We start from the raw sequence: 25,773 nt of genomic DNA, 5'->3' as shown, positions 1-25,773 counted from the left end.
CTGCCTTTTCAGACAGCCTCTTTTATATAGGTTCAAAATATTTTACTTTTTCTTAGGTTCAAAAACCGGTAATAATTGGCTGCTTACTTCGCCAAAACCAATTCTACGGCCTTTGCTTTCGCAATAACCACGCATAATTACCGTATCGTGATCTTCAATGAATTTTCGTTCGCTACCATCTTTAAGTTTTACTGGCTTTTCACCTTTCCAGGATAATTCTAACATAGAACCATAACTATCTGGGGTTTTCCCTGAAATAGTTCCCGAAGCCATCATATCTCCAGAATTTACCGGGCAACCATTAACGGTATGATGTGCTAATTGCTGACTCATATTCCAGTACATATGCTTGAAATTGGTTTTTGACAGCGGAGTTTCTTCAGAATTTTCCGGTTTAAGGGAAACTTCAAGATTAATATCAAAGCTTTTCTTGCCAGTGCTTTGCAAGTATGGAAATAATTCTACTTCAGGTTTAGGTCCTTCAGTTCTAAAAGGCTCTAAAGCATCTAAAGTAACAATCCACGGTGAAATTGAAGAAGCGAAATTCTTGGCAAGGAATGGCCCTAAAGGTACATATTCCCATACCTGGATATCTCTTGCGCTCCAGTCGTTAAACAATACCATTCCAAAAATGTATTCTTCGGCTTCTTCTATGGGTATTGGTTCTCCTAACGGATTAGCGTCTGTAGTGATAAAAGCCATTTCAACTTCAAAATCTACTCTTTTTGAAGGTCCAAATACAGGAGTATCAGAATCTTTTGGTTTTGTTTGTCCCTGTGGCCGGTGTACCGGGATTCCACTTGGGATTATAGAAGAACTTCTTCCGTGATAACCTACAGGAATGTGTAGCCAGTTTGGTAATAATGCATTGTCTGGATCACGAAACATTGTTCCTACATTGGTAGCGTGCTCTTTGCTCGAATAAAAATCGGTATAATCACCCACCTGAACCGGCATTTGCATTTCAATCTCGTCTAGCGTAAAAAGTACACGGCTTCTATGCTCTTCATTATCCCTTAATTTATCATTTTTTGCGTCAAAAATTTCGGCAATTCGGTTACGTACCAATCGCCATGTCTTTTTTCCGTCAGAGATAAAATCGTTTAGGGTATCCTGTAAAAATATATCATCGGTTAACGGGATTCCTTCAAAATAGCCCAATTGGTGCAGTGCGCCAAGGTCTATCGCAAAGTCTCCAATACGGGAGCCTATGGTAATTACATCGTCCCGGGTTAGGAATACCCCAAAAGGAATATTCTGAATAGGGAAATCGGTATTTTCCGAAGTTTCCAACCAGGTTTTTCTATTTGGGTCGTTAGCTGTAATAGGCATATAATTTTTTGTTTTTATTAAGAAATCTAATGAATCCAAATATATTATTTTCCTGTTATTAACCGAATGTATTTCTTACTTTTGATGAATATTTAACGTAAACTTTTGAAATGCAACGAGACACCGAAATTTTTAATTTGATTGCGGAAGAAAAAGAACGCCAACTTAACGGACTTGAGTTAATTGCCAGTGAGAACTTTGTGAGCGAGCAGGTTCTGGAAGCTGCAGGTTCTGTACTTACCAATAAATATGCTGAAGGTTACCCGGGCAAACGCTATTATGGCGGTTGCGAAGTGGTAGATAAAGTAGAACAACTGGCTATAGATCGTTTAAAGGAATTATTTAATGCCGAATATGCCAACGTACAGCCCCATTCGGGATCACAGGCGAATACCGCGGTATTTCATACCTGCCTTAACCCGGGAGATAAATTCTTAGGATTTGATCTTTCTCATGGTGGGCATTTAACCCACGGTTCTCCGGTAAATTTCTCCGGAAAACTTTATAATCCTGTATTTTACGGGGTAGACAAGGAAACCGGACTTATAGATTACGACCAGGTAGCTGAAATTGCCAAAAAAGAAAAACCTAAAATGATTATTGCTGGAGCATCGGCATATTCACGAGAAATAGATTATAAAAGATTTAGAGAAATAGCTGATAGTGTTGGCGCAATTTTGTTTGCAGATATTGCGCATCCTGCCGGGCTTATTGCCAAAGGATTAATTAGTGACCCAATGCCACATTGCCATATTGTAACTTCAACCACGCACAAAACTCTTCGTGGGCCTCGTGGCGGAATTATAATGATGGGTAAAGATTTTGATAATCCATTTGGTCAAAAATTGAAAAACGGAAAACCTAAAAAAATGTCTACTTTGCTTAACAGCGGAATTTTCCCTGGAAACCAGGGTGGGCCTTTAGAGCATATTATCGCTGCAAAAGCGGTTGCCTTTGGTGAAGCTTTAACCGATGAGTTTTTGCATTACACAGTTCAGGTTAAAAAGAATGCAGCGAAACTTGCCGAAGCATTTATGGATAAAGGTTATGATATAATTTCCGGTGGTACCGATAATCACTGTATGCTTATAGATCTTAGAAATAAAAATGTAAGCGGAAAAGAAGCTGAAGAAGCTTTAAGTAAAGCTGAAATTACCGTTAATAAAAATATGGTTCCTTTTGATGATAAATCACCTTTTGTAACTTCCGGAATTAGAATTGGTACCGCTGCAGTAACAACCCGCGGACTTATTGAAGCTGATATGTCTAAAATTGTAGATTTTATTGAGCGTGTGATCACTAATATAGATAATGATAGTGAACTGGAAGCGGTTAAAAATGAAGTAAAAGCTATGATGAAGGGAAAACCACTATTTAAAGTGTAATTCTTTCAATACTGGATATAATTTTAAAAGCTTATTTGAAAAAGTTTTTTTCGTGTTAGATCCTGAAACAAGTTCAGGATGACGGAAATAGCACACTTTCAAATAAGCTTTTTTTTCGCTTCTCTGAAATGAATAGAATTATTGCTGAAAAACCTTCTTTAATTCTTCTGAAATCTTGGTTGGTCTTTTCTTTTCCTGATCCATAAGCGCCCAGGTGGTTTTGGCTTCTACCAAAACTTTTTCGGTTTCAGCATTTTTTATAATCACGTGCCGCACAGATTTTACGTGAGTGGTTTCACCAACATAGGTTTGCAGTAAAATCTTGTCGCCCAAAAAAGCCTGTTGCTTATAACTTATTTCGTGGGTAACCACGATCCAGAAAAATTTCTCATTTTGCTCTTTGGTGGCTCGTGCTTCCCAATGCGCTTTGGCAACATCCTGCACCCATTGTACATACTGCACGTTATTCACGTGGTTCTGTTCATCTAAATGCCTTTCTTCAACTAAAAAGCTTTGTTCAAATATTTCTGGTGTTTCAGCCATTATTTTTCTATTATTTCTACTTCAAAAACCTTGTCCCAGTTTTTCCCGGTCACGTAAAGTTTGTTAGTATTTTGGTTATAGGCAATTCCATTTAAAACGTGATTTTGAGAATCCAAATCATCAAGATTACCTAAGCGTTCCCGCAATCCCCTAAAATCTATTACACCTTCTATTGCGCCGTTTTCAGGGTTAATAATAGTCACACTGGGAAACTGGTAAGTATTGGCATAGATCTTTCCCTCAACCCATTCCAGTTCATTAAATTTTGAATAAATTTTAGTGTTGGTAGCTACCTGTATAAAATCTTTTTCAGCAAGAGTTTCTGCATCAAGAATCCAAATTTTTTCGGTGCCATCGCTTTTATAAAGTTTTTTACCGTCGTTACATAAACCCCAACCTTCTTTACTCTGGTTATAGCTAAAAGTACCGGTTTGTTCAAAGTCATCTAAATTGTAGATTAAACCTTCTTTTTCTCTCCAGGTTAGCAGGTAAAGTTTGTTATTAAGAATGGTAAGTCCTTCGCCAAAATAAGTGTCCTCCAGGTTTATTTTATTTAAAACTTCGCCGGTTTCCAGGTTGAGTTTTCTTAACGAAGAATTACCATATTGCCCGGTGCTTTCATATAAAGTGTCCTTATAAAATTCCAGCCCTTGAGTATAAGCTTCGCTATCGTGCGGGTATTCCTTAATTACTTTATAAGTATATGCTTTTGGAGATTGGTTGTTTAAAATTTTTAGGTTTTCACTAATTGTATCGGTTTCCCCTTCAGAAAAAACTATAGCTTCCAGTTTTTGGCGTCCTAATTTTGTGTTTTCAAGTGGAACCGAAAAAGAAGTTTCCGCTATTAAAGTTTGAAAATATTTTTGCTGAAAATAAAGTTGAATAGAATCAATTTCACGGTCTTTTAGGTTTTCTATAGAGCCTTCAATTGTTTCTCCAAGCTTAAATTCAGTCTTATTTTCGGCAGTTTTCAGCTTAAAATAAGAAGTTTTTTTATCAGAATTGCTTCCGCAGGAAAAAAATAAAAATCCTAATATTAACAGGGACAGGAACTTAAATTTATTCATTGATCTTTTGCATTAAATACCTTGCTAAAATACTTAATTCGGTTTAAAAAATACTTGCGCAAAGTAGGAAAGATTGTATATTTGCAGCGGCAAGTCCCACACAACCAGCTCCTGCTGAATCCCCCAGGGCGGGAACGCAGCAAGGGTAGGCGGTCGTAGCGGTGTGATGTGGGGAGCTTGCCATTTTTTGTTTCTAAAAGGTTCTAAATTTTATCGCATCTTTGCAGCCTATGAAAACAAATGCATCTCCTCAAAAAGTAGTGCTTATAACCGGAGCTTCTTCCGGAATTGGAAAATCTATAGGCGAATACCTTTCTAAACATAATTTTAAAGTTTACGGTACCAGCCGGAATCCGGCGAAGATATCTCATCCTCCTTTTGCGATGGTTGCTTTAGATGTAACCAAAAAGGAAACGATTACCGCTGCTGTTGAACAAATAATTGCTGAGGAAGGCAAAATTGATGTGCTTATCAATAATGCAGGTGTTGGAATTACCGGCCCCATTGAGGAAACTCCAGATGAAGAAATAGCAAAAGCTTTTGAAACAAATTATTTTGGACCTATAAAAGTGATAAAAGCAGTTTTGCCTGAAATGCGAAAGCAAAACAGCGGACTTATCATAAATATTACTTCTATTGCCGGTTATATGGGTTTGCCTTACCGCGGAATTTATTCAGCTTCAAAAGGAGCTTTAGAACTTACTACCGAATCTTTTAGAATGGAATTGAAAGATTTCAATATAAAAATGACCAATATTGCTCCCGGAGATTTTGCTACCAATATCGCAGCCGGTCGTTATCACGCTCCCGTTCTGGAAGATTCTCCTTACAAAGAACCTTATGGTAATACCCTGAAATTGATGAATGAAGATGTAGACGCGGGGAAAGATCCATTTGTCATGGCTAAAGTAGTGTATAAAATTATTCAGGAAAAAGATCCTCGTGGGCATTATAAAGTAGGGGAGGCGCTTCAGAAATTTTCAGTGGGTTTAAAGCGAATTTTACCCGATAAAGTCTATGAAAAAATGCTGCTTAAGCATTATAAGTTATAATTTTGTAAAAACAACACATTAAACAATTAAAGATTATGAAATTTTTTATTGATACCGCCAATCTTGATCAAATAAGGGAAGCCCAGGCACTTGGGGTTTTAGATGGTGTAACTACCAATCCCTCTTTGATGGCGAAAGAAGGAATTTCCGGAAAAGATAATATTTACAAGCATTACAGGGAAATTTGTGAAATTGTAGACGGTGATGTGAGCGCTGAAGTGATCGCAACCGATTTTGACGGAATTGTTAGAGAAGGCGAGGAACTGGCAGAATTGCACGAGCAAATTATTGTAAAAGTTCCTATGATCAAAGAAGGGGTTAAAGCGATTAAATACTTTAGCGATAATGGGATTAAAACCAACTGTACATTAGTTTTTTCAGCAGGTCAGGCTTTGCTTGCGGCCAAGGCTGGAGCTACTTATGTTTCTCCTTTTATTGGACGTTTAGATGATATCTCTACTGATGGTTTAAACCTTATTGCAGATATCAGGTTGATATATGATAATTACGGATTTGAAACTGAAATTCTTGCAGCTTCTGTGCGTCATACCATGCACGTTTTAGAGTGCGCAAAATTAGGCGCCGATGTAATGACCGGGCCACTTTCTTCTATTGAAGGTTTATTAAAACATCCGCTTACAGATATTGGTTTAGAGAAATTTTTATCTGATTATAAGAAGGGAAATCAATAAGAAATTGCTGAAGTAAAATTTACGGAAAGGCTATTTAGAGAGTTTGCGTCAAGCTGAATTTATTTCAGCTTCTAACATCTTAGATCCTGAAACAAGTTCAGGATGACGATAAATTTAAAAGAACTCTCTAAATAGCCTTTTTAATTGTTCAAAAACTCCAAAATTTGTCTTTCAAAATTAGGAGTGTTAAGTTGTGCTTCACCGTTTACTATATTCCCCTGTGTATCTATAAAAATAAGTTTGTTGAGGTAGTTTTTGAGTAGATTAACATTGATGTTAGCCGAATTTAATTTGTATTCTCGCTCTTTATTCATCCCATACACTTCTACAGTATTCTTCCAGGATTGTTGAGAGTCGTTATCAATATTAATTCCTACAAATTCCAGTTCAGGATATTTTTCCCGTAAGGTAGAAATAATAGAATGTTGCCATTTATAATGTTCTGGTGCTTCCATAGACCAATGATAGGTAACTATGGGTTTATCTGAAATTTCTTTTAGCGAAACGGTATCTTCTTGAAAATTGGTTAAAGATAAATTTCCAATATTATTCCCCGGAAGCAAGCTTTTTTGAATTCCGGCCATTTGTTTTAAGTCGGGAAGATTTTTTCCATTAAACTTAATGTCTTCAAGAATACCCAGAATACTGTCAATCTTTTCAGCATTGTTAGAAAATACCATTCCTTGAATTGCCAGGCGGTTTATAAATATATTTTTGATTTCGCTTTTTTCTATCAGTGAATCGGCAAGGCTAATTCGATATTGAATATTGTCTACCGAGTGTAATTCAAAGCAATCTGCATTGGTGTCATACTCTTCCAGGCATCTTTCAATAGAACGGGTTCTTAGATAATCTTCAATAAAATTAAGATAACCGTAATACTCTTTAAGCTTGGTGTCGTTAAAGTTAAGATAGCCGCGGTAATCGTGAAAATCATCTGGAATTTGCTGGGCTAGTTCGTTATAGTATTTTTTTACTAAAAACGTGTAACGTTCTCTAAGATGGTAAAAATCGTAATCTATACTGTTATTGGCGAGGTCTAAAAACGATTCAGAAAAATTCTTCTTTTCGTTTAATTTTTCTAATTTATTTTTCCTTTTATTTTTAATAGAATCGGTAATTCCGGCAAACTCGTTGGGATTTATTTTATAATAGGAAAGCATTAAGTTATTGTTCCTTTCATTATTAAGAAACATATCTAGCAAAAAACTGCTTTTAGCAGCTCCAGGACCGCTAAAATTAAGCGATTCATCAAACTGCATAGTGTTTAACCAAACCAAAACACTATCACCGGGCTCCAAATACATAATTTGATTTTCGGGCGGGTGGTTAAAACTATAAATCCCGGCTTCTAAACCTTTAAAATTTTTCCCAAACTGGTTATTTTGATCCAGGAAGAGCGTATCTATGGTCTCATTATCTTTGGAAAGAATAAAATAGGGGTTGTAAGGGTTCATAATTTGACCGCCAACAAAAGTTCCTTTCTGGTCTTTTTGAGAGTCATTACAACCGGTAAATAATATAACTCCGATAAGAAAAAAAAGTAAATAATATTTCATGCAGATCTTTAAGAACTAAGGACTTGAAATGCTATTGATTTTGGCATCATCCGCAAATATAGTCTGAGCCAAATACCATGAATGTTAATCGGGAGTTAAAAGAATAATAAAAACGTTAATCTTTAGATAAGTGTTGAAGTTTGGCTATTTTTGCAAAAATTTTCAAATTCTATTTTTATGCTTTCAGTATCAAATCTTTCGGTTCAATTTGGCAAGCGTGTTTTGTTTGATGAAGTGAACACCACTTTTACCCAGGGCAATTGCTATGGGATTATTGGAGCCAACGGCGCCGGAAAATCTACTTTTTTAAATATCCTCTCAGGAAAATCTGAGCCTACTTCCGGGCGTGTTCATCTTGAGCCGGGAAAGCGAATGTCTGTACTGGAGCAAAATCACAACCTTTATGATGATACGCCGGTTTTAGATACCGTAATCCTGGGAAATAAGCCTTTAGCTAAGATTAAAAAGGAGATGGATGAAATCTATATGAAAGAAGATTTTAGCGATGCCGATGGAGAAAGAGTAGGGGTTTTGCAGGTTGAATTTGAAGAAATGAACGGCTGGAATGCTGAAAGTGATGCCGCCTCTTTACTTTCTAACTTAGGGATAAAAGAGCAACACCACGCTACTTTAATGAAAGATCTTGATGGTACACAAAAAGTTAGGGTGTTATTGGCGCAGGCACTTTTTGGAAATCCAGATGTACTAATTATGGATGAGCCTACCAATGATTTGGATTATGAAACCATCTCCTGGTTAGAGAATTTTCTGGCAAATTATGATAACACAGTGATCGTGGTTTCTCACGACCGTCACTTTTTAGATGCTGTTTGTACCCATATTTCTGATATCGACTTCGGAAAAATAAATCATTTCAGTGGTAATTATACCTTCTGGTATGAGTCCTCTCAACTTGCCGCTAGACAGCGTGCTCAGCAGAATAAAAAATCTGAAGAAAAGAAGAAAGAATTACAGGAATTTATACAGCGTTTTAGCGCGAACGTAGCCAAATCTAAACAGGCTACTTCCCGTAAAAAAATGATTGATAAACTTAATATTGAAGATATAAAACCTTCCAGTAGAAGGTATCCTGCAATTATTTTTGAACGTGAACGTGAAGCCGGAGACCAGATCTTAAATGTAGAGAAACTGGAAGCTTCTATAGAAGGCGAAACGCTTTTTAAAAATGTGAACATCAACCTTGCAAAAGGTGATAAAGTTGTAGTTTACTCTAGAGATTCTAGAGCTACCACCGCTTTTTATGAAATTATAAATGGAAACCAGGAACCGGTATCTGGTAAATATTCCTGGGGAGTTACCACTTCTCAATCTTATCTTCCGCTAGATAACTCGGAGTTTTTTGAAAATGATCTTACTTTGGTAGATTGGCTTAGACAATGGGCTAAAACCGATGAGGAAAGAGAAGAAGTTTATATACGCGGATTTTTAGGTAAAATGTTATTTAGTGGGGAAGAAGCACTAAAAACTTGTAAAGTTCTTTCTGGAGGTGAAAAAGTACGTTGTATGTTAAGCCGAATGATGATGATGCGGGCTAACGTTGTAATGTTAGACGAACCTACAAACCACCTTGATTTGGAATCTATTACTGCTTTTAATAATTCGCTAAAGAATTTTAAAGGAACGGTAATGTTCACCACACACGATCACGAATTTGCACAAACAGTTGCCAACCGTGTAATTGAACTAACACCAGGCGGAGCTATAGACCGTTATGCTACTTTTGATGAATATATGAGTGATAAAAAGATCAAAGAGCAACGTGATAAAATGTATGCTGTAGAGGCTTAAAACAACTTGAATTGTAAAAATAAAAAATCCCGCAGATAGCGGGATTTTTTATTTTGTAATAGCCTTTAATTAGAAATTATAATTAATAAAAATCGTAAAATTTCTACCCGGTTCGGTGATTGGTTGACGGGTGAAATCTGCCTGGTTATTAAAAGCGAAATTTAAATGGTTATAATAATATTTATCAAAAACATTTAGGATTCCCACACCAATATTTAGGTTTTTAATAGCGGTAGTTCCGGCTTTTAGATCCATTAAACTATAACCTGGAGTTCTGGTCTCTCCAAAGGAAGGAGCAATATTCTCCTGATCTGCGGTGATGTTGTAATAAATCCCGGTCCAGAACTTAGAATTTTCATATTCTACTCGTGATCTGCTCACCAATGGTGGAGAAAGCGGTAGCGACTCTCCAAGATCTTCGTTTTGGGTGTAAGTATAAGCCAGGCCTGTGCCCAGTTTAATACCGGACTTAAACACCAATTCTCCCGAGAGTTCAAAACCTGTCTTGTAGGCTTCATCAAGATTTCTAAACACTTTTGGATGCACAGGCGGTTGAGTTGGCATATTCTTTCGAGTTAAGCTTTCATCTACTAAACCAACGATATAATTCTCATAAATTGAATAAAATGCACTTACAGAGAAGTTGAAATTTTTCAGGGTTCCGATATATACCTCTTTTCCTTTAAAGCCCAGTTCGAATTGATTATTCACTTCAGGTTTCAGATTAGGATTTCCTACATATTCATAAGGATCTCTTCCAATATTGAAAAATGCAATATAGCGTTCTTCCATATTTGCCGGCCTGGCACCTCTTCCGTAGGAGAGCTCCAGGGAATAATTCTCTTTTAATAGGTGTTTATAGGCTACAGTTCCACTAAAAAGTTGTTCGTTGCGCTTTCCAATTTCCGGGTATAATTCAGCAAAACTTTCCTCTGGGTCACGGCTTTCTGAAACAATATGATCTATACGAGCTCCAAAATTAAAAATGTTTTTCTTGTTGAGTATAAACCTGGTTTCGGCAAAAACACCATAATCATTTATATAGCTGTCCTGCCAAACCTTATCCTTGAATTCCATAGGCATTGCTAAAGCTTCGCCGGTCATATTCATTTTAACCAGGCGTTCTCTTTGCCCATCACGAGAGAGATTTGTAACATCTATTCCAGAAAATAGCCGCCACTTGTTGTTAAGTTTCCATTCGGCTTCTAGTTTTCCACCATAGGTCGTTGCCTTTACCATAGAAATTGCTTCAATTCGATTAAAAGAAGGACGCTTGTAATTGTCCATAATATGGTCTACAAAAGAGTAGTAGAGCTTTGCAGTTAAACCTTTAAATTTTCCCGCCTCAGCCCTGTACTTATAATCCAGGCTAAAAATACTGCTATTATCTTCATCGGTATCCATCATTAATCCTGCGTGTTTTACATCGCGACCAAAGGATTGCCGAAAGCCTGCTTTTAACCTATTACTTTCGTTAAAAGAATAACCTGCTTCCAAATTATAACCCAGGCTGCGGAAGGAGGAAGGAATGCTTCTTCCTTCTCCATCTTCATAATTGCCATAATCTCTTTGGCTAAAATTTCCTGATAGATCCCATTTATTTAGGCGGCCTTCCAGTTGAACCATATTTACCATAGAATTCCCGTTACTTTCGTATCCCGAAGAAACGCTGCCGGAAAATGTATCTGTGGTTTCCACTGCATTGTCGGTTACCAAATTAATAATTCCACCAGAAGTATTTCCGTATCTAACGCTAAAAGGGCCTTTAATGATCTCAATTCTACTAACTTCCTCGGGATTTACCAGGGTGGTAATGGGATCCATGCGGCTTGGGCAGGCGTGCATTGCTTTAGTACCACCGTCAAACTGAATGTTTAATTGTTCATACTGGCTGGCACGCATACTGGGATCCATAGCGTAACTACCTCGTTTAATAAGTGAAAACCCGTTGATATCGCTAAAAAGCTCTCCGGCATTTTTGGGTTGTACCACTTTGTCTCTAAAATTAGTTTTTACCAGGCTCTGTGCTGGATCTATTTGTGGATTTCCCAGGAGAAGGATTTCACTAATTCTAAAAGTGAATCTTTCCAGGTAGATAACCTCACCCGGTTTGAGGTTTGAAATATTTTGTTTTCGGTATTTTAAATGCCTTATCTGAAGCGTATCTTCTTCAGAAAAATTTATAAAAACCTCTCCATTTTTGTTGCTCACAGCTGCTCTACTACTGCCTTTAACCTGTATAGTTGCATCTTTTATAGGTTCCATACTAAATTCATCTACAAGACTTATTTTAGACTGCGCTTGTAGTAATAGGCTAGAGGATAGGAATAATAATATGCTTAAAATTCTCATTTAATTCTATTTAAAAATTGATATAAGTAGATTGTATCCGCCGGTTTTTACCGATGGATTTTTATGATAAATCTGAAAAAATTAAGCTTTAAGAGAAGGTGGATGGAAAGACTTTGGTAAGTATTGGTAGGTATAATTATTTAAATAAGCTACTGGAGTTTTTTCTTCTTCTGAAAATTGAAAAACTTCCAGTTGTTGCATTGGGTTGAAAAAGAGAACTACCTGCCGTTGTAAAAAATCAAGATGTGTTGGTTTCTCTTTGGTGGTAGAATCTTTACTTAATTTGGAGATTTCACACTTTCCATTACATTCCATTTCTGGTTTGTCTGTATTAACACAGAATAATTCAGTAAAACTTGAATTATTTACCAGGTAGAAGCTTATCATAAAACCACTCTTTATGCTGTTAAACAGCATAACTAACGTGAATAGTAAAATGATAAATGTGCTTCTTCTTTCCATTTAAATGCAAAGATAAATGTAATTGTAGGTAATGGAATGTGACTTAAATCACATTGGAGCCGAATTAATGTTAAATTAAAAACCCGGTAAACTATTACCGGGTTTTTTGGCTAATCAAACTAAACTACAAACTATTATTTCTAAAACATTCCACCGCCTTCGGCTTCGTTGTCGTCTCTTTGTTTTCTTTTTAATGCCCTGTTTTTGCCACCGCCAAATCTATAGGAGAAACCTATATATACATTTTGGGTTTCACCTTTAAATCTTCCGGTTTGTGGTAGGGGACGGCCATTGGTAAAGCTGAATTCCTGCGTATCAAAAACATCGTTAAAGTTTAGGCTAAGCGTGGCTTTATCATCAAGAAAGGTGTAGCGCCCGCCAAGATTCATAAAATACATTGGGTCCATATCCATTTGAAGATTTTTAGCTTTGCTTCGGTAAAATCCGAATAACTGGAAGGTTAATTTATCAGTTGCTTTAAAACTATGATTGGTTCTAAAAGTCCAGGCGGTGTTATCGGTTTCCAAATACTCGGTGCCAACTACTCCTTTTAATCGCTGGCTGTATAATTCAAAATTGGTATTTGTGCTCCACCAATTGGTGAATTTATAATTGGATCCCAGTTCCAGTCCATAAGCATTATTATCTTCAAAATTGTCAAATTGCAGTAAAAGCGAACCTTCTTCATTAGGATCTTCTATAAAAACCTGGCTGATTTCATCATTAATATTTCTAAAGAAAACACCTGCAGTCAAACTTCCTTTCTTAGTAAATTTTCGGGTATAATTAAATTCAAGGGAATTGGTGAATTGCGGATCTAATTCTGGATTTCCGGAAACAGTTAACCTGGGTGTGCTTATCTCGCGAATAGGACTCACCTGGCCAAAACCGGGACGATCTACTCTTCGGCTATAACTTAATTGATAGGAATTTGTTTCATTTGGAGTAAAATTCAGGAATCCGCTAGGGTAAATATTAAAGTAATCGTCGTTAAAGACTTTTTCACCATTATAGATGGCATCTACACTAAAGTTTTCCAATCTTGCACCAACCTGATAAGACCACTTTTCAAAATTTTGTCCGTAAGTGGTATAAAACGAATAAATATCTCTTTTATACTGGTAGGTGGCATCGTTTAAAAAGTCGCTGGTGGTACTGTAATCATTATCGGTATCTGAAAGCCTGGCTTCAGCGCCAACCTCAAGTTTACTATTTTCTGAAAGGGGATTTTCATAATCTACGTTCGCGATAATATTTTCCCGGCTTCCATTCACATGGTCACGGTAAGCTGTGAAACCTTCGGTGTCTCCTTCAAAGTTAAAGATTGAATTTTCCTCTTCTTCAAACGTGTTATAATCTACTTCGAATATAATTTTATGCCCTTCTTTTTCAAACTTTCGGTCGTAAGCGAAATTGTAGGTGCTATTAATATTATTGAAATTTGCATTAAGGTTCTGCGCTAAATTAAGCTCTGAATTATTAGGATAAATAATTCTTAAAGCTCCTAACGGTCCACCATCGTAATGATTTTGGTTGGTGTAAAATGAAAATGTATTCTTGTCGTTAAGATAGAAATCTACCCCAACTTTGTATAAATAAGATTCTCTTCTGTTGGTAATATCAAAAGCCTGTCGGTAATTATCTTCTGTGAAATTAATTCTTCCAAGATTGTTGCGATCACCAAACTGAGCGCCAAAATTTCCGTAAAAGTTGAATTTTCCTTTCCGGTAATTCATATCAAGAGAACCGTTGTAACGGGTGTTCTCACCAATAGTAACACCGGTATTTAAATTTCCGTTGAAACCATCGTTGGCATTTTTATGCAATACTATATTGATGATTCCACTCATCCCTTCCGGGTTATATTTTGCCGAAGGATTGGTAATTAATTCAATGGTTTTTATCGAGGTTGAGGGAATTTGTTTTAACAATTGCGCAGGATCCATATTGGTTGGTTTCCCATCTATAAGAATACGCACGTTAGAGTTTCCGCGAAGCGCAATATTTCCATCCTGATCTACATTTACAGAAGGTACGTTATTCATAATTTCTGAAGCGCTGGCGCCGGTAGTGGTAAGGTCTTTCCCCACATTAATTACTTTCCTGTCTATTCGCTGCTCTATGGTGGTACGCTCTGCCACCACGGTAACACCGTCTAGCATCGCAACATCTGGTTCTAATTTAATCGTACCAAAATTATGAGAGCTTTGGTCTTTAGTGATTTCTATTTGTTTAGAAAAGGTTTTATATCCCATAAACTGAACTTTAAACATATAAGCTCCGTTTGGGATCTTTTCAATATAGAAAGTACCATCGGCAGAAGAAGTATTGCCTGAAACCAGGTTTCCTTCCATATCTGTAATACTAATGGTAGCGTAGGGGATTGGTTCTTCCAGGTCGCCATCTATTACAGAACCCGAAATTTTGCCCACGGGTTCGTTAGCCATTGCAGTAAAACTGCTGATGCATAATGCTAAAATTAAAAATAACTGTTTCATTTTTTGATTGATTTTGATGATTAGTATGTTTAAAATAAATCCTTGTATTGCATAATACCAGAATGTTTCTTTTGGCAAATTCTTAATTTTGATGAATAAAACTTACCAGTTTTTGATTGACGAACGACCCCTTGAATGTTATACCTTATACTTTGTATTGCATAATAGATAAACGTGCATTTTCAAAAATTTTGATCTTTCCTCTATTATAAAGACGAGCAGAAAAATGAATTGTTACAGATTTTTAGAAAGAATTTTAAAAAAAGCCCGTATTTTAGAAATACGGGCCGCTAAAATTACGGGTTTACTAACCATCACATCTATATTCCCGCAACTAAGCTATCCTAAAGACTATAGGGAAGTATTTTTGTTACACTTGTCCTGAAACCTTAGATTTGTTATATGGAGAAAAAAACTTTAGTACTCGGCGCATCTCTTAATCGTTCCCGTTATTCTAATATTGCGATAGAACGTTTGGTAAGGTATAATCAACCTACAGTTGCTATTGGTTTAAGGAAGGGCGAAGTTGCTGGAGTAAAAATAGAAACCGAAAAAATTCCTTTTCAGGATATTGATACTGTTACCCTTTATTTAGGTCCGCCAAGACAGGAGGAATATTACGATTATATTGTTTCTCTAAATCCTACGCGAGTAATTTTTAATCCCGGAACAGAAAATCCTGAATTTTACCAAATTCTGAGAAAAAATAATATTGAAGTTGAAATTGCCTGTACTTTAGTGATGCTTGGTACGAATCAATATTAATCCCAACAGGGTTAGGAATCCGTTTAGAATTAGAATAAAGAACCCAAATTCAAACCCAAACCAAACCAGGCTGTTTATACTAATTAGATAGGATAAAACAGGCGCGAGAATTGCAACTATAGGCACTAGTTTATCCTTTACTTTAATATTGGTAAATAAACCAAGCGTATAAAGTCCCAGCAGCGGGCCATAAGTATATCCGGCAAATTCAAACAGTTTGTTAATCACACTTTTATCTGCTATCGCATATTTAAAAATTAGCATTACGGCTATGAATAAAATAGAGATTACAATATGAATTTGCTTTCTAATTCTCATTTGTTTGGCTTCTTCATAGCGTTTTTCAATATTTAAGATATCAATACTAAAAGAAGTAGTAAGCGCGGTTAAAGTACCATCGGCGCTGGAATAGGCCGCAGCGATAAGTCCCAAAATAAAAAGAATAGCTACACCAATTCCTAATTCACCTCCCGTTGCAATTGCAGGGAAAAGTTCATCTTTAATCGCGTCAATTCCGCTCAAATCGGCGTATTGGGTGAGTAAAACTCCCAGGATAAGAAACATCATGTTTACAATGGTAAGCACAATAGTAAACGAAAACATATTTTTTTGTGCATCTTTCAGGTTTCTGCAGGTTAGGTTTTTCTGCATCATATCCTGGTCAAGCCCGGTCATTACAATCGCAATAAAAGCTCCACTTAAAAACTGCTTAATAAAATGATCGCTACTTTTCCAGTCTTCAAAGAAGAAGATTTTTGTAAGTCCGCTTTCTGAAAGATGATTGATCATTCCTCCGGCCGTAATTCCTAATTCATCTGAAACCACAATTAAAGTTACTCCAAGAGACAGCAACATAAAAAAGGTTTGCAGGGTGTCTGTCCATACTACGGTTTTAATTCCGCTTCTAAAAGTGTATAACCAAATTAAGAAAATGGTTGCTGAAACCGTAGCATAGTAAGGAACGCCTAATTCATCAAAAAGAATAAGCTGCAACACATTTGCTACTAAAAACAACCTAAAACTAGAACCGACAATCCTGGAAAGCAAGAAAAATGAAGCCCCGGTTTTATAAGAATATTTCCCAAAGCGGGATTCCAGGTAAGAATAAATAGAAGTAAGGTTTAACCGATAATACAAAGGCAATAATATAAGCCCAATCACTGCATAACCCACGGTATAACCCAAAACCACCTGGAAATAACTAAAACTATCTGTAGCTACCGTACCAGGCAACGAAATAAAAGTAACCCCGCTAAGCGAAGCGCCAATCATCCCAAAAGCCACAATATACCAGGGTGATTCCCGGTTAGCGCGGAAAAATTCGGCATTACTACCCGCTCTACTGGAAAAGAAAGAAACTAAAAATAAAAGTCCGAAATAAGCGGCGATTAAAATTAAAATCTGGTAGGGCTGCATAGCGATGATTTTGTGAAGTGGCGAATTTACAAATTAAGCTTAAACTTTTACCCGCTTACTTAAAAGGAACGATGAAGAACCTCCAGGCAAGCTCTAAAGATTTGGATCTGAAAATTGTTTTTCCATTCTGGCCGGCTGGTAGATTTAAATCTAGATTATCGAGTAAAAATCATAAATTCGCAGTATGGATTTTTCTTCAAAACTATTGGAACAGGCTGTAGATGAAATGTCTCAACTTCCGGGCATTGGTAAGCGTACCGCTTTAAGGCTGGTATTGCATATGCTAAAACAGCCCGAATCGCAGACCAAACAACTGGCAGATGCGCTTACCAAACTTAGAACCGAAATTAAACTTTGCAAAAATTGCTATAACATTAGCGATACAGATTTGTGTGCTATTTGCGCTAATCCTTCCAGAAATTCAGAAATTGTTTGCGTGGTAGAGGATATTCGCGATGTAATGGCTATTGAAAACACCGATCAATACCGGGGGCATTATCACGTTCTTGGGGGCAAAATAAGTCCGATGGATGGTATTGGCCCTTCTCAGCTTAGCATAAAACCTTTAATAGAAAAAGTACAGGCAGGAAAAGTAGAGGAGATCATTTTTGCTTTAAGCAGCACGCTGGAAGGAGACACTACCAATTTTTATATTTACAGGCAACTGGAAGGTATCGGTATTAAAACTTCAACAATAGCAAGAGGAATTTCGGTAGGAGATGAACTGGAGTATGCCGATGAGGTGACTTTAGGAAGAAGTATTACCAACAGGGTTCCGTTTGAAAATTCTGCTAAAAATTGATATCTTTAAGTGAGCTTCGCGCTAAAAAATAAACAGATGGAAATTTCAGCATTTAAAAAAGCGATTATTGAAAAGTTGGAGGGACTTAATGAAGCTCAATTGCTTCAAGTTAAAGAGTTACTTGAAAATTTTCATCACCAAGAAAATATTGAGGAACCGCAAACCGATTATCACCATGAGGAGTGGGATTTAATGCCTGATTAGCAAAAGAAAAGAATTGAAGATGCTGAAAAAAGTTTAGGTAGTGCAGCAGGAGCTCCTCATAAAGAAGTTGCAAGAAGAGTAAAAGATAAATATGACTTCTAAAAGGGAAATTATTTGGGCTGCTTCAGCCATAAAAGACTTAGACAATATTCTTGCTTATCTTGAAAATAATTGGAGCAAAACAGTTAGTGAAAATTTCTTTAATACCTTAGACCATTCGGTAGAGTTAATTAAGTTAAATCTTTATCAGTTTCCTGCACTCTCAAAAGAAAAGAGGTTCTATAAATGTGTGGTAACAAAGCATAATTCTATTTTTTATAGCGTTCCAAATCAAACTCTTATTAGGATTCTCCATGTTTTTGATACACGATAGGATTCCGATAAACTTCCACTTAATCAATAATATTTCTACTGAAAAATTTAGTTTCAGCTTTTGAAATTGTAATTTTACCCAGGTGCGAAAATATTTTCTGAAACAGAAAATTTATAACGAAAATTCATTTTATTGATTTTTTAATACTTTTAAAGTTGAATTTTCATTAAATTCGCAAGCATAAACCTTAAAATAAGCTTTCAATTATAGATATGGCAAAGTTTGAACTTAAGCTACCAAAAATGGGCGAAAGTGTCGCCGAAGCAACTATTACCAACTGGTTAAAGGAAGTTGGAGATACCATTGAAGCCGACGAGCCGGTATTGGAAATCGCTACCGATAAAGTTGATAGCGAAGTTCCCAGCGAAGTAGAGGGGAAATTGGTAGAGAAACTTTTTGAAACCGATGATGTAGTACAGGTAGGCCAAACCATAGCTATTATTGAAACTGATGGAGAAATCCCAGCCGGTGCAGGTGATGATGAATTAGATCTTGATCTTGACGATGAAAGCGAAGAAGAGGAGTATGCTGACGAAGTAGCTGAAAGTGTAGAGTTTGCAAAAGAAACTGCGGGAAGTAAAGATTTTTCTGATGCTTCTAGGTTTTACTCTCCACTGGTAAAGAATATAGCAAAAGAAGAAGGTATAGACCTTGACGAGTTAGAAGAAGTAGAAGGTACCGGTAAAGATAATCGGGTGACTAAAGATGATATTTTAGCTTACGTTGAAAACCGTGAGAAAGGAACTTCTGCCAAGCAAAAGCCAAAAGCAAAACAGGCACCTTCTGCAGATACCGGAAAAATGGCCAGCGCCAAAGCCGAGTCTGAAAAAGTAGTTCCTTCAGGAGAAGACGAGATTATAGAAATGAGTCGAATGGGTAAAATGATCGCACACCATATGGTTGATAGCGCTCAAACTTCAGCCCACGTTCAATCTTTTATCGAAGTAGATGTTACCAATATTTGGAACTGGAGAAACAAGCACAAAAACGATTTTCAGAAAAAAGAAGGAGAAAAACTTACGTTTACTCCAATTTTTATGGAGGCCGTGGCAAAAGCTATTCGTGATTTCCCATTGATCAATATCTCGGTAGATGGCGATAAGATCATTAAGAAGAAAAATATTAATCTTGGGATGGCTGCAGCTCTTCCAGATGGAAACCTAATAGTACCGGTAATTAGAAATGCCGATCAGCTTAACCTTGTTGGCCTTGCTAAAAGGGTCAATGACCTTGCTAATCGGGCACGCCAGAATAAATTAAAGCCAGACGATATTCAGGGGGGGACTTATACCGTAACCAACGTAGGAACTTTTGGAAGTATTATGGGAACTCCTATAATTAACCAGCCGCAAGTTGCAATTCTTGCCCTGGGAGCCATTAGAAAAGTGCCGGCTGTTATAGAAACGCCAGATGGCGATTTTATTGGAATTCGTTATAAGATGTTCTTATCTCACAGTTACGATCACAGGGTTGTAAATGGAGCGCTTGGAGGCCAATTTGTACAACGTGTAGCCCAATATCTTGAAGGATTTGACAAAGACCGGGAGATATAAATTCAAAGAATATTCAAAGAAAAAACCGGCTAAGATTAGCCGGTTTTTTTAGCCGTCATCCTGAACTGGTTTCAGGATCTAAGATGTTGGTATTTCAAACGTATTAGAAGCTGAACATCCCGAAGCTTCGGGCAAGCTTGACGATTTTTTTAGTTTTTCTGCTTTCAAAGATTCTTTACGTAGTTATTTAATAGGTTTAAAGCAGGGTGCTCATCCGGGCTTTGGTAATTGTCAAAAAGCTGCGCTGTTTCCAGGTCTTTATAACCAAGAATTTCAAAAGCTTCATCTTTTTGTAGCTTTTTAAACGCCATAGACCATTCAGAAAACGCGCGTTTTTCACTAAAACCTGAGTCTATTTCAGTTACACTTTGGTGACGCCTGTCTTCAGCAATCTTATTATATAGGCTATCAATATTCTCCTCTTTTCCTTCCAGGTATTGAATAAAGCTTCCGTGGAAATAGATTAGCATACCTGTTACCTCAATTTCGCTATTGCGAGTTCGGGATTTACTTAGAAGTTCCTTTAAATCATTATCGGTAATCACGTGACTTTGCCTGCTTACGTATGCTAAGTATTTAAACATCCTGTTATTTTTTAATATATTCAAAGATAAAAAATGTTATTAGGTTTAGTTGAAGGAATATTTAGTGATTTAAAAGGGATTAAGATTGTATATCCAATAATGTGTTCTAATATTCAAACTTCTGTCAAATTAAATTTTTTACGGCTGTAAATCTTTATTTTTCAAAACTTGCTTAATAAGTCAAAGCCCATAAATTATAGTATATTTACCCCCAAAATCAAGCTCCTTTATGGAATTAAACCTAACGAGACCCATTTGTTTTTTTGATCTCGAAACCACGGGAACAAATGTGGCAAAAGACCGTATTGTAGAAATCGCTATCCTTAAAGTTTTTCCTAACGGAAACAAGGAAAGCAAAACCTGGCTGGTAAACCCAGAAATGCCTATTCCCAAAGAAGTGGTGGCAATTCACGGAATTTCAGACGAGAAAGTGGCTAATGAGCCCACGTTTAAAGAACTTTCCTCCCAGGTGCACGATATGATTAAAGGTTGTGATCTAGGTGGTTACAATTCCAATAGATTTGATATTCCTTTACTGGTAGAAGAACTTCTACGCGCCGGGATAGATTTTGAAATGAAAAACGTGGTGGCTGTAGATGTACAAACTATTTTTCATAAAAAAGAACAAAGAACTTTGGCAGCCGCATACCAGTTTTACTGCGGAAAAGATCTTATAGATGCCCATAGTGCTGAAGCAGATACCACGGCAACCTACGAGGTTTTAAAATCGCAGTTAGATAGGTATGACGATTTGCAAAATGATATGAAATACCTTGCCGATTATTCTGCGAGGAATAAATTTGCAGATTTCGCCGGATTTATCGCGTATGATAAAAAAGGAAACGAAGTTTTTGCTTTTGGAAAATACCGTGGTAAAAATGTAGAAAAGGTGTTGGAGGAGGAACCGGGTTATTTTGGATGGATCCAGAATGCCGATTTTCCACTTTATACCAAAAAAGTACTTACCGCTATAAAATTGAGAAAATTAAATACCAAGTTGAAATAATTTTTACCAGGCCTACTTATGAAAATAATTTGCATTGGCAGAAACTATACCGATCATATTTCTGAATTACAAAATGAAAAACCCGAAGATCCGGTAATTTTTCTGAAACCAGATACTTCTATTTTATTAAAAAAACAGCCCTTTTTTATCCCTGATTTTTCTAACGATGTTCATTATGAAGTTGAGGTTTTGGTGAAGATCAAAAAAGTAGGAAAACATATTCAGGAGAAATTTGCGCATAAATATTATGAGGAAGTTGGCCTTGGGATAGATTTTACCGCCAGAGATCTTCAGCAAAAATTAAAGGACAAAGGATTGCCCTGGGAAAAAGCAAAAGCTTTTGATGGAGCTGCGGTAATAGGAGAAAAATGGTTGCCCAAAGATGCGGTTGGCGATATAAATATGCTTAACTTTAGTTTAGAAAAGAACGGGGAAACCGTTCAAAAAAGCAATACCCGATTGATGCTGAGGAAAATAGATGAGCTAATTGCCTATATTTCACAGTTTTTTACTTTAAAAATAGGTGATGTTATCTTTACCGGGACCCCGGCCGGTGTTGGCAAAGTAACGCCAGAAGATAGATTAACCGGATTTTTAGAAGACAAACAAATCTTTTCAATTCAAATAAAATAGTACTATGAGCAACTACGATTTAAGTGAGGTTAAAGAAATGGCCGGTGGCGACGAAGATTTCATGAAAATAGTGGTACAAACCTTTTTAGAAGAAATTCCGCCAGATGTAGAAGCGATGAACGAGGCTATTTCTAACGATAATCCTGATCTTGCTTATCAATTTGCCCATAAAATGAAACCTAATTTACAGCTGTTTGGCCTGGAACTTATGGACGAGGTAAAGGTGATTGAGGCCTGGGCAAAAGCCGGGAAAAAGAAAGACGAAGTTCCCACCGCGGCATCTAAAATCACCAAGAAAGTAAATGTGGCCAGCATTGCCCTTAAAAGAGATTTTGAACTGGAATGAAAGCAGAAATAATTACCATTGGAGATGAGATTCTAATTGGCCAGATTATAGATACCAATTCAGCTTTTATCGCTAAAGAATTAAACAAAATTGGTATTTCGGTAAAACAAATTTCTACGGTAGAAGACGAAAAAAGTCATATCCTGGAAGCTTTGTACGAGGCTAAAAACCGTGCCGATATCATAATTATTACTGGCGGTCTTGGGCCTACCAAAGACGATATTACCAAAGATTGTTTATGCGAATTTTTCAATGATAAACTCGTGAAAAACGAGGAAGTACTCAAGCATATAGAATTTCTTTTTGATAAATATATAGACACTCCAATTTCCGATTTAAACCGAAAACAGGCCATGTTACCCTCTAAAGCCCTGGCTTTAAAAAATAAGTATGGTACAGCAGCAGGAATGTGGTTTGAAAGCGAGGAAAAAGCTTATATTTCTTTGCCAGGCGTTCCTTTTGAAATGAAAGCGCTCATAGAAGATGAAGTTGTGCCTAAGCTTCAGCAAACGTTTAAAAGGCCGGTTATTCTGCATAAAACCGTTTTAACCTACGGGATGGGAGAAAGCGCCATTGCCGATAAAATTGAAGATTGGGAAAACAATTTCCCGCCATACATTAAACTGGCGTATTTGCCCAACCTGGGCAGGGTGCGTTTGCGTTTAACTGCGAAAGGCGATAACGAAGAACATCTTAAAAACAGTGTAGAAAGCCTTATTACCGATTTGCACGGGATTATAGGCGATATTATTGTTGGGTATGAAGACGATGAGCCTATAGAAATTCAAATTTCAAGATTATTACTAAAAATTAATGCCAGTATATCCACGGCGGAAAGTTGTACCGGTGGGAAATTGGCCAATTTATTTGCCACACCTCCCGGCGCATCAAATTATTATAAAGGCAGCGTGGTAAGTTACGCCACGAGTGTTAAAGAAGATATTTTACAAATAGATAAAAAGCTAATAGAAGAACACTCGGTGGTGAGTGAGGAAGTGGCAATGGCTATGGCAAAAAATGTGAGAGATCTTTTTAAAACCGATTATGCCATTTCTACCACCGGAAATGCAGGGCCGGCAAAAGGAGACAGCGATGCCGAAATTGGTACTGTTTTTATAGGAATTGCCGCCCCAAATAAGGTTTATGCTAAAAAATTCATCTTTGGGAATCATCGGGATAAAGTAATTGGGAAGGCGGTAAACAAAAGCATGGAAATGATTCGGGAAGAGTTATTTCAGCAAATAAAGACCTATCCTTAATCACATTTTTTAGTTTTAAAGTTTTGAAATCACCTACATTAAGGTTTGAATTTCAGTATTTTAAATAGTTTTTGCTTCAAAAATGGCTAAATTTGCAAAGCGAAAAAGTTTGTTCGCTTTCTAACACAACAAAAACAGGGAGTTTTTAGCTAAGAAATAGACTTGATTTCCATATTTCAAAAAGCTGGAATATTTTTTTAAATTAATATTGTTTGTTAGGTGAAAAAATCGTTAATTTGCAGCCTGTTTTGAAATAACGAGAAAAGAATAGAGCAATGTCAAGAGTTTGTGAACTTACTGGTAAAAGAGCGATGGTTGGGAACAATGTTTCTCACGCTATGAACAAAACCAAACGTAGATTTAATGCCAATTTGGTAAAGAAACGTTTTTTTATTCCTGAGGAAGATAAATGGGTCACTTTAAAGGTATCTACATCTGCACTTAAAGATATTAATAAAAAAGGCATCTCTGCTGTAATTAAAGAGGCAAGAGAAAAAGGATTTTTGAAGAAATAATCCTTAAGCATAAAAACACATTACAATGGCAAAGAAAGGAAACAGGGTACAGGTTATACTAGAGTGTACAGAGCATAAAGCTACCGGACAACCGGGAACTTCAAGATACATTACTACCAAGAATAAAAAGAATACACCGGATAGATTGGAGATAAAGAAATTTAATCCAATCCTTAAGAAAATGACGGTTCATAAAGAGATAAAATAATAAGTTATGGCTAAGAAATCAGTAGCATCGATACAAACAGGGTCTAAGAGATTGACCAAAGCAATTAAAATGGTGAAATCTCCAAAATCTGGTGCCTATACTTTTGTTGAACAAATTATGGCTCCGGAAGAAGTGAACGACTTTTTGAACAAAAAGTAAGCTAAGCAAACTTCCTTGAAAACATTTACAAAGCCGTCTGGATAACTCTAGACGGCTTTTTGTTTTTATTCAATAATCGAAATTTAAATGCTCCGGGATTTGTTTCGATATCGTAAATTAGTTCTTCTTAATGCTTCGTGGGCTTGCCTCGAAGTAATTTGCTTATATTTACAGCTGAAAATTTCGGGAAAACATTTCCAGAATTTGTTGATTTTAAACCTTCCAAAAAATGAGTTTATTTAAAAAGATATTTTCTAAAGACAAAAAAGAAAACCTGGATAAAGGGCTGGAAAAGACCAAAACCAGCTTTATGTCTAAAATGAGTAAAGCCGTTGCCGGTAAAACCAAAGTAGACGAAGAAGTTTTAGACGATCTGGAAAACGTACTGGTAAGCAGTGATGTTGGTGTGGCTACTACCATTAAAATTATAAACCGAATTGAAGATCGCGTAGCTCGTGATAAATATTTGGGTACTGAAGAGCTTAACAAAATACTGCGGGAGGAAATTGCCGGCCTGCTTTCTGAATCTGAAACTGGCGAAGCAGCAAATATCCAGTTGCCAGATGTAAAACCATATGTAATTATGGTGGTTGGCGTTAATGGCGTAGGTAAAACTACTACAATTGGTAAACTTGCTCACCAGTTTAAAAGCGCCGGGAAAAAAGTTGTTTTAGGGGCAGCCGATACTTTTAGAGCAGCGGCCATAGACCAGTTGCAAATTTGGGCCGATAGGACCGATGTGCCTATAGTGCGCCAAAAAATGGGCAGCGATCCTGCTTCTGTTGCTTTTGATACCGTGCAAAGCGCAGTAAAACAAAACGCAGATGTAGTGCTTATAGATACCGCCGGGAGACTTCACAATAAAGTGAATTTAATGAACGAGCTTACCAAAGTAAAACGTGTAATGCAAAAGGTGATTCCTAATGCTCCGCACGAGGTTCTATTGGTTTTAGATGGCTCTACCGGGCAAAATGCTTTTGAACAGGCAAAACAGTTTACAGCGGCTACAGAAGTAACTTCTCTTGCCGTTACAAAATTAGATGGTACAGCAAAAGGCGGCGTTGTAATTGGTATAAGCGATCAGTTTAAAATTCCGGTTAAATATATTGGTGTAGGTGAAGGTGTAGAAGATTTGCAGGTTTTTAATAAATACGAATTTGTAGATTCTTTCTTCAGACAGTAAGCTTATTTTTCGGTGC

General features: G+C 36.8%; 26 protein-coding genes and 1 other RNA gene. 18 read left to right on the top strand and 9 right to left on the bottom strand.

From position 1 onward, the window contains the following. Window positions 1-42: 42 nt before the first annotated feature. Complete coding sequence (fahA, locus tag B4F31_RS00735) at window positions 43-1,332, bottom strand: fumarylacetoacetase (protein WP_075327414.1); 1,290 nt, start codon at window positions 1,330-1,332, stop codon at window positions 43-45. Between the two features lie 110 nt (window positions 1,333-1,442). Between fahA and glyA the strand changes: the two genes are divergently transcribed. Then, the gene (gene glyA, locus B4F31_RS00730; protein WP_093303547.1) at window positions 1,443-2,717 is read left to right on the top strand and encodes a serine hydroxymethyltransferase; all 1,275 of its coding nucleotides are present in this window, start codon (window positions 1,443-1,445) and stop codon (window positions 2,715-2,717) included. 138 nt (window positions 2,718-2,855) lie between these two features. Here the strand turns inward: glyA and B4F31_RS00725 are convergent, their stop codons facing one another. Further along, window positions 2,856-3,260, bottom strand: a complete 405-nt coding sequence (locus tag B4F31_RS00725) for an acyl-CoA thioesterase (protein WP_093303545.1) — start codon at window positions 3,258-3,260, stop codon at window positions 2,856-2,858. After that, window positions 3,260-4,327, bottom strand: coding sequence for a glutaminyl-peptide cyclotransferase (locus tag B4F31_RS00720; protein ID WP_093303542.1), 1,068 nt, complete (start codon window positions 4,325-4,327; stop codon window positions 3,260-3,262). The genes B4F31_RS00725 and B4F31_RS00720 overlap by 1 nt, the downstream gene beginning before the upstream one ends. An 87-nt stretch (window positions 4,328-4,414) precedes the next feature. Between B4F31_RS00720 and ffs the strand changes: the two genes are divergently transcribed. From ffs to fsa, 3 genes are all read left to right on the top strand, one after another. Beyond that, window positions 4,415-4,513, top strand: an RNA gene (gene ffs / locus B4F31_RS00715) — signal recognition particle sRNA small type. Window positions 4,514-4,557: 44 nt separating this feature from the next. Continuing rightward, entirely contained in the window at window positions 4,558-5,379 is an 822-nt protein-coding gene (locus B4F31_RS00710; RefSeq protein WP_075327410.1) for an SDR family oxidoreductase, read from the top strand. Between the two features lie 35 nt (window positions 5,380-5,414). Continuing rightward, window positions 5,415-6,071, top strand: coding sequence for a fructose-6-phosphate aldolase (gene fsa, locus B4F31_RS00705; RefSeq protein ID WP_075327409.1), 657 nt, complete (start codon window positions 5,415-5,417; stop codon window positions 6,069-6,071). Between the two features lie 140 nt (window positions 6,072-6,211). Here the strand turns inward: fsa and B4F31_RS00700 are convergent, their stop codons facing one another. Beyond that, window positions 6,212-7,630 (bottom strand): TlpA family protein disulfide reductase, encoded by a 1,419-nt coding sequence (locus B4F31_RS00700; RefSeq protein ID WP_075327408.1) that lies wholly within the window; start codon window positions 7,628-7,630, stop codon window positions 6,212-6,214. Between the two features lie 177 nt (window positions 7,631-7,807). On the opposite strand from B4F31_RS00700, the gene B4F31_RS00695 reads away from it, so the two are divergent. Further along, a complete protein-coding gene (locus tag B4F31_RS00695) occupies window positions 7,808-9,439 on the top strand; it encodes an ABC-F family ATP-binding cassette domain-containing protein (RefSeq protein WP_093303538.1) in 1,632 nt (543 codons plus the stop codon). A gap of 69 nt (window positions 9,440-9,508) precedes the next feature. Here the strand turns inward: B4F31_RS00695 and B4F31_RS00690 are convergent, their stop codons facing one another. The 3 genes from B4F31_RS00690 to B4F31_RS00680 all read right to left on the bottom strand — a co-directional run bounded on the left by B4F31_RS00690 (window position 9,509) and on the right by B4F31_RS00680 (window position 14,751). Next, window positions 9,509-11,791, bottom strand: coding sequence for a TonB-dependent receptor (locus tag B4F31_RS00690; RefSeq protein WP_093306141.1), 2,283 nt, complete (start codon window positions 11,789-11,791; stop codon window positions 9,509-9,511). An 81-nt stretch (window positions 11,792-11,872) separates the two neighbouring features. After that, complete coding sequence (locus B4F31_RS00685) at window positions 11,873-12,178, bottom strand: hypothetical protein (protein WP_075327405.1); 306 nt, start codon at window positions 12,176-12,178, stop codon at window positions 11,873-11,875. Between the two features lie 215 nt (window positions 12,179-12,393). After that, complete coding sequence (locus B4F31_RS00680; RefSeq protein ID WP_093306143.1) at window positions 12,394-14,751, bottom strand: TonB-dependent receptor domain-containing protein; 2,358 nt, start codon at window positions 14,749-14,751, stop codon at window positions 12,394-12,396. A 402-nt stretch (window positions 14,752-15,153) separates the two neighbouring features. Between B4F31_RS00680 and B4F31_RS00675 the strand changes: the two genes are divergently transcribed. Continuing rightward, window positions 15,154-15,516, top strand: a complete 363-nt coding sequence (locus tag B4F31_RS00675) for a CoA-binding protein (RefSeq protein WP_075327403.1) — start codon at window positions 15,154-15,156, stop codon at window positions 15,514-15,516. Here B4F31_RS00675 and B4F31_RS00670 read toward each other — a convergent pair. Beyond that, window positions 15,487-16,932: a sodium:solute symporter gene (locus B4F31_RS00670; RefSeq protein ID WP_286760350.1), complete on the bottom strand. Its 1,446-nt coding sequence runs from the start codon at window positions 16,930-16,932 to the stop codon at window positions 15,487-15,489. The two genes, B4F31_RS00675 and B4F31_RS00670, sit on opposite strands and share 30 nt — an antisense overlap. Before the next feature lie 184 nt (window positions 16,933-17,116). On the opposite strand from B4F31_RS00670, the gene recR reads away from it, so the two are divergent. The 4 genes from recR to B4F31_RS00650 all read left to right on the top strand — a co-directional run bounded on the left by recR (window position 17,117) and on the right by B4F31_RS00650 (window position 19,864). Next, a complete protein-coding gene (recR, locus tag B4F31_RS00665) occupies window positions 17,117-17,734 on the top strand; it encodes a recombination mediator RecR (protein ID WP_075327401.1) in 618 nt (205 codons plus the stop codon). 36 nt (window positions 17,735-17,770) lie between these two features. Beyond that, window positions 17,771-17,938: a hypothetical protein gene (locus B4F31_RS00660; protein ID WP_156858152.1), complete on the top strand. Its 168-nt coding sequence runs from the start codon at window positions 17,771-17,773 to the stop codon at window positions 17,936-17,938. Window positions 17,939-18,029: 91 nt separating this feature from the next. Then, window positions 18,030-18,311: a type II toxin-antitoxin system RelE/ParE family toxin gene (locus B4F31_RS00655; protein WP_093306147.1), complete on the top strand. Its 282-nt coding sequence runs from the start codon at window positions 18,030-18,032 to the stop codon at window positions 18,309-18,311. A gap of 212 nt (window positions 18,312-18,523) precedes the next feature. After that, entirely contained in the window at window positions 18,524-19,864 is a 1,341-nt protein-coding gene (locus B4F31_RS00650; protein ID WP_093306149.1) for a dihydrolipoamide acetyltransferase family protein, read from the top strand. Between the two features lie 164 nt (window positions 19,865-20,028). On the opposite strand, the gene B4F31_RS00645 is transcribed toward B4F31_RS00650, so the two are convergent. Further along, window positions 20,029-20,448 carry a BLUF domain-containing protein gene (locus B4F31_RS00645; RefSeq protein WP_075327398.1) on the bottom strand — a complete coding sequence of 140 codons (420 nt, stop codon included), beginning with the start codon at window positions 20,446-20,448 and terminating at the stop codon, window positions 20,029-20,031. A 229-nt stretch (window positions 20,449-20,677) separates the two neighbouring features. Here B4F31_RS00645 and B4F31_RS00640 point away from each other — a divergent pair, with 229 nt between their 5' ends. From B4F31_RS00640 to ftsY, 8 genes are all read left to right on the top strand, one after another. Next, window positions 20,678-21,454, top strand: a complete 777-nt coding sequence (locus B4F31_RS00640; protein WP_093306154.1) for a 3'-5' exonuclease — start codon at window positions 20,678-20,680, stop codon at window positions 21,452-21,454. Window positions 21,455-21,472: 18 nt separating this feature from the next. Further along, the gene (locus tag B4F31_RS00635; RefSeq protein ID WP_286760349.1) at window positions 21,473-22,087 is read left to right on the top strand and encodes a fumarylacetoacetate hydrolase family protein; all 615 of its coding nucleotides are present in this window, start codon (window positions 21,473-21,475) and stop codon (window positions 22,085-22,087) included. A 4-nt stretch (window positions 22,088-22,091) separates the two neighbouring features. After that, entirely contained in the window at window positions 22,092-22,433 is a 342-nt protein-coding gene (locus B4F31_RS00630; protein WP_075327395.1) for an Hpt domain-containing protein, read from the top strand. Beyond that, the gene (locus B4F31_RS00625; protein WP_093306156.1) at window positions 22,430-23,692 is read left to right on the top strand and encodes a competence/damage-inducible protein A; all 1,263 of its coding nucleotides are present in this window, start codon (window positions 22,430-22,432) and stop codon (window positions 23,690-23,692) included. Before B4F31_RS00630 ends, B4F31_RS00625 begins: the two co-directional genes overlap by 4 nt. A gap of 275 nt (window positions 23,693-23,967) precedes the next feature. Next, window positions 23,968-24,207, top strand: coding sequence for a 50S ribosomal protein L28 (gene rpmB / locus B4F31_RS00620; protein ID WP_057480126.1), 240 nt, complete (start codon window positions 23,968-23,970; stop codon window positions 24,205-24,207). Between the two features lie 25 nt (window positions 24,208-24,232). After that, a complete protein-coding gene (rpmG, locus tag B4F31_RS00615; protein ID WP_075327393.1) occupies window positions 24,233-24,415 on the top strand; it encodes a 50S ribosomal protein L33 in 183 nt (60 codons plus the stop codon). Window positions 24,416-24,421: 6 nt separating this feature from the next. After that, window positions 24,422-24,574 (top strand): DUF4295 domain-containing protein, encoded by a 153-nt coding sequence (locus tag B4F31_RS00610; protein WP_075327392.1) that lies wholly within the window; start codon window positions 24,422-24,424, stop codon window positions 24,572-24,574. 229 nt (window positions 24,575-24,803) lie between these two features. Next, the gene (ftsY, locus tag B4F31_RS00605) at window positions 24,804-25,757 is read left to right on the top strand and encodes a signal recognition particle-docking protein FtsY (RefSeq protein WP_075327391.1); all 954 of its coding nucleotides are present in this window, start codon (window positions 24,804-24,806) and stop codon (window positions 25,755-25,757) included. Window positions 25,758-25,773: the final 16 nt, after the last annotated feature.

Origin of the sequence: Salegentibacter sp. UBA1130 (genome assembly GCF_002311535.1) — a bacterium.
Taxonomy (GTDB): Bacteria; Bacteroidota; Bacteroidia; order Flavobacteriales; family Flavobacteriaceae; genus Salegentibacter; species Salegentibacter agarivorans.
The sequence above is the reverse complement of the archived record's forward strand: the minus strand, read 5'-3'. Positions and strand labels throughout refer to the sequence as shown.

Coding starts and splice junctions, on each gene's coding strand:
- glyA (WP_093303547.1), top strand. CDS start 1,443: ATGCAACGAGACACCGAAATTTTTAATTTGATTGCGGAAGAAAAAGAA.
- B4F31_RS00645 (WP_075327398.1), bottom strand. CDS start 20,448: ATGTTTAAATACTTAGCATACGTAAGCAGGCAAAGTCACGTGATTACC.
- ftsY (WP_075327391.1), top strand. CDS start 24,804: ATGAGTTTATTTAAAAAGATATTTTCTAAAGACAAAAAAGAAAACCTG.
- B4F31_RS00660 (WP_156858152.1), top strand. CDS start 17,771: ATGGAAATTTCAGCATTTAAAAAAGCGATTATTGAAAAGTTGGAGGGA.
- B4F31_RS00700 (WP_075327408.1), bottom strand. CDS start 7,630: ATGAAATATTATTTACTTTTTTTTCTTATCGGAGTTATATTATTTACC.
- B4F31_RS00625 (WP_093306156.1), top strand. CDS start 22,430: ATGAAAGCAGAAATAATTACCATTGGAGATGAGATTCTAATTGGCCAG.
- fahA (WP_075327414.1), bottom strand. CDS start 1,332: ATGCCTATTACAGCTAACGACCCAAATAGAAAAACCTGGTTGGAAACT.
- B4F31_RS00610 (WP_075327392.1), top strand. CDS start 24,422: ATGGCTAAGAAATCAGTAGCATCGATACAAACAGGGTCTAAGAGATTG.
- B4F31_RS00720 (WP_093303542.1), bottom strand. CDS start 4,327: ATGAATAAATTTAAGTTCCTGTCCCTGTTAATATTAGGATTTTTATTT.
- rpmG (WP_075327393.1), top strand. CDS start 24,233: ATGGCAAAGAAAGGAAACAGGGTACAGGTTATACTAGAGTGTACAGAG.
- B4F31_RS00695 (WP_093303538.1), top strand. CDS start 7,808: ATGCTTTCAGTATCAAATCTTTCGGTTCAATTTGGCAAGCGTGTTTTG.
- B4F31_RS00675 (WP_075327403.1), top strand. CDS start 15,154: ATGGAGAAAAAAACTTTAGTACTCGGCGCATCTCTTAATCGTTCCCGT.
- fsa (WP_075327409.1), top strand. CDS start 5,415: ATGAAATTTTTTATTGATACCGCCAATCTTGATCAAATAAGGGAAGCC.
- B4F31_RS00650 (WP_093306149.1), top strand. CDS start 18,524: ATGGCAAAGTTTGAACTTAAGCTACCAAAAATGGGCGAAAGTGTCGCC.
- B4F31_RS00635 (WP_286760349.1), top strand. CDS start 21,473: ATGAAAATAATTTGCATTGGCAGAAACTATACCGATCATATTTCTGAA.
- B4F31_RS00670 (WP_286760350.1), bottom strand. CDS start 16,932: ATGCAGCCCTACCAGATTTTAATTTTAATCGCCGCTTATTTCGGACTT.
- B4F31_RS00630 (WP_075327395.1), top strand. CDS start 22,092: ATGAGCAACTACGATTTAAGTGAGGTTAAAGAAATGGCCGGTGGCGAC.
- B4F31_RS00640 (WP_093306154.1), top strand. CDS start 20,678: ATGGAATTAAACCTAACGAGACCCATTTGTTTTTTTGATCTCGAAACC.
- B4F31_RS00680 (WP_093306143.1), bottom strand. CDS start 14,751: ATGAAACAGTTATTTTTAATTTTAGCATTATGCATCAGCAGTTTTACT.
- recR (WP_075327401.1), top strand. CDS start 17,117: ATGGATTTTTCTTCAAAACTATTGGAACAGGCTGTAGATGAAATGTCT.
- B4F31_RS00725 (WP_093303545.1), bottom strand. CDS start 3,260: ATGGCTGAAACACCAGAAATATTTGAACAAAGCTTTTTAGTTGAAGAA.
- rpmB (WP_057480126.1), top strand. CDS start 23,968: ATGTCAAGAGTTTGTGAACTTACTGGTAAAAGAGCGATGGTTGGGAAC.
- B4F31_RS00690 (WP_093306141.1), bottom strand. CDS start 11,791: ATGAGAATTTTAAGCATATTATTATTCCTATCCTCTAGCCTATTACTA.
- B4F31_RS00655 (WP_093306147.1), top strand. CDS start 18,030: ATGACTTCTAAAAGGGAAATTATTTGGGCTGCTTCAGCCATAAAAGAC.
- B4F31_RS00685 (WP_075327405.1), bottom strand. CDS start 12,178: ATGATAAGCTTCTACCTGGTAAATAATTCAAGTTTTACTGAATTATTC.
- B4F31_RS00710 (WP_075327410.1), top strand. CDS start 4,558: ATGAAAACAAATGCATCTCCTCAAAAAGTAGTGCTTATAACCGGAGCT.